Genomic DNA, 2,647 nt, shown 5'->3' with positions numbered 1-2,647 from the left:
CCCGCGCGGGACCGCTCTGGCCTGCGTACGGCCCTGCGGCTGCTGGGCGGCTGGGCGCTGCTGGGCCTGCTGGCCTACCTGATGTGGACGCCGGGCGCGTGGCCCGCGCTGCTGGTCGCCTGGGTGCTGCTGACCCTGCTGGCCGACGAGTTCGGGGGCTGGTTCGGGTATCTCGGGGTGCTGCTGGGCGGGCTGGCCTTCTTTGCGCCGACGCCGGAGCCCGCCGGGTGGAGCGTGATCGTGCCACTGGTGGGCGGAGCGCTGCTGGCCCTGCTGCTGGTCAAGCACTCCGGGGGGCCGTTCGTGCTGCCCTTTGCGGCGGCGGTCTTCGCGCTGCCGCTGCTCGCGGTCGCCCGCTTCGGAACCGAGCTGGACCCCGGGCTGAAGCTGCCGGGCGATCCTGCCTTTCTGCGGGGTGCCCTGCTCGCGGTGGCCGTGGGACTGGGCGTCAGCTTGATTCGCCAGGTGACCCAGGCCCTGTTGCGGCGCCGTGCCCGGCAGCGGGCGGCGACTCTGGCCGCGGGCGTGCCCCTCGCGGCCGTGACCTTTGACTTTCCGGACGCTCTGGCCTCCGAGGGCCACGACGCGCCGCGCCCCGGCTGACTCTCTTTCCTGCCCCAACGCCCCGCCGCTGACCCCGGTGGGGCGTTTTGCCTGCCGGGGTTCGGCAACTTGAACTACACTTCAGGGGTGACCCGACTGCAAGGCAACAACCAGAACCGCACGGTGCTGGTGATCGGTACGCTGATCGCCGCCCTCCTGATCGCACTCGCCGTCTACGCGGTGCGCGGCAACTCCGGGGACAGCGGCGACACCGTCACCTTCGACCTCGCGGACCAGCCGGTGCTGGGACAGGCCGGCGCGCCCGTCACGGTGGTCGTCTTCGAGGACTTCAAGTGTCCCAACTGCAAGCGGTTCGAGGAAGAGCACCTGCCCCAGATCCGCTCCCAGTACCTCGACACCGGCAAGGCCAAGCTGGTTTCCATGAACTTCCCCTTCCTGGCCGAGTCCGCCCGCCTGCCCGAGGATGACAGCAAGTTCGCGGCCCAGGCCGTGGAGTGCGCCTTTGTGCAGGGCGGCAGCGAGGCTTACGAGAACCTCAAGCAGATCATCTTCCGGGCGCAGGGGTCCGAGGGCGAGGTGTGGGCCAGCAAGTCGCGCCTGAAGGACCTCGCGGGCAACGTGGAAGGGCTGGACCAGGCCCGCTTCGGCACCTGCCTGGACGAGGACGAGACCGCCGCTGCCGTCGAAGCCGACGAGGCCCAGGCCCGCCGGGCCGAGGCCACCGGCACGCCCGCCGTCTACGTGAACGGCACACTCGTCGAGAGCTACGACGCCGCGACCGTCGGCCGGGCCATCGACGCGGCCAGCAGCAACTGAGGCCCCCCGTGACCCGCGACAACCGCCTGTATCTCGCCTGGGTCGTCTCCCTGGTCGCGACGCTGGGGAGCCTGTACCTCAGCGAGATCCGGGGCTTTGCCCCCTGCGTGCTGTGCTGGTACCAGCGCATCGCCATGTATCCGCTGTCGCTGCTGCTGGGAATCGCGGCCCTGCGCGGCGACCTGGGCATCCGCGGGTATGCGCTGCCGCTGGCGGGCATCGGCGGGCTGACCGCGCTGATTCAGAACCTGGAGGACTGGGGCGTGATCCCGGTGCTGCGGGTGTGCAGCGCGAACAACGCCGTGCCCTGCGACGTGCCCTGGCCCGTGTGGGGCGGTCCCCTGGCGGGCCTGAACTCGGTGCTGACCATTCCGGTGCTGTCCATGATCGCCTTCACGCTGATCATCGGACTGCTGGCCTGGCGGCGCGAGAAGACGCTGTAGCCCTCGTTGGTGGGGACCTGACACGGACTCCGTATGCAGCACCTGTCAAGAAGGGACCTTCTCGCCGACCAAGCGGACTTGCCAGGCCCCGCAGGAGAGAATGGCGGCTCCCGGGGAAGGGCGCCCCAGGTGCCTCCCCGAATGCCCAATGCTCTTCGTCAATTCGCTCGCTCTGCTGCGCAGCTTTGCCAGTCCGCTCGGCCAACGCATGAGGACACCCACCGCATTCTTATGGCAAATGCTCTAAACCGGCCTTCCCGCCATCATGAAACTGGCCGTCATCCCGCCATCGACCGGAAGAATCACTCCGGTCAGGAAGCTGGCCTCGGGGCTGCCCAGGAAATAGACCGCCTGCGCCACCTCGCGCGGTTCGCCCAGGCGGCGCAGGGCGTGCAGGTCCTCGTAATCGCGGCGGGTCTGCTCGGGGTCGCCAGACTCTGCGATGGCGGCCAGGACGCTCTCGGTGGCGACCGCGCCGGGGGCCACGGCGTTGACGCGCACGCCGCGCGGAGCGAGGTCGAGGCTCATGGCGCGGGTGAGGTTGACCAGCCCACCCTTGCTGGCGTTGTAGGCGGCGTTGTTCTGCTCGGCGAGGAGGCCCTGCACGCTCGCCACGTTCACCACCGCACTTCCGGACCCCATCAGGTCGATCAGCGCCCGCGTCAGCAGCAGCGGGGCCGTCAGGTTCACGACCAGGGTGCGGCTCCAGCCCCGCTCGCTGACCTCCAGCACGCTGCCGGACGCGCCCTGGAAGGCGGCGTTGTTGACCAGCACGGCGACCCCGCCCTCCTGCCGCGCCGCCCGCACGATGCGCTCGCGCCCGG

Annotated in this window: 4 protein-coding genes; 3 read left to right on the top strand and 1 reads right to left on the bottom strand. The window is 70.3% G+C overall.

Annotation, left to right across the window (positions count from 1 at the left end; genetic code table 11):
- From QOL99_RS16390 to QOL99_RS16380, 3 genes are all read left to right on the top strand, one after another.
- Positions 1–603, top strand: a 603-nt coding sequence (locus QOL99_RS16390; protein WP_326522599.1) for a hypothetical protein, incomplete at its 5' end; no start/stop codon positions are given.
- A gap of 87 nt (positions 604–690) precedes the next feature.
- Positions 691–1,380, top strand: coding sequence for a DsbA family protein (locus QOL99_RS16385; protein WP_285525382.1), 690 nt, complete (start codon positions 691–693; stop codon positions 1,378–1,380).
- An 8-nt stretch (positions 1,381–1,388) separates the two neighbouring features.
- Entirely contained in the window at positions 1,389–1,823 is a 435-nt protein-coding gene (locus tag QOL99_RS16380; protein WP_285525380.1) for a disulfide bond formation protein B, read from the top strand.
- A gap of 243 nt (positions 1,824–2,066) precedes the next feature.
- Here QOL99_RS16380 and QOL99_RS16375 read toward each other — a convergent pair.
- Positions 2,067–2,647, bottom strand: a 581-nt coding sequence (locus QOL99_RS16375; RefSeq protein WP_285525378.1) for an SDR family NAD(P)-dependent oxidoreductase, incomplete at its 5' end; no start/stop codon positions are given.

The sequence above is a fragment of the Deinococcus rhizophilus genome (assembly GCF_030271215.1).
Taxonomy (GTDB): Bacteria; Deinococcota; Deinococci; order Deinococcales; family Deinococcaceae; genus Deinococcus; species Deinococcus rhizophilus.
This window is presented reverse-complemented; position numbering and strand designations above follow the sequence as displayed.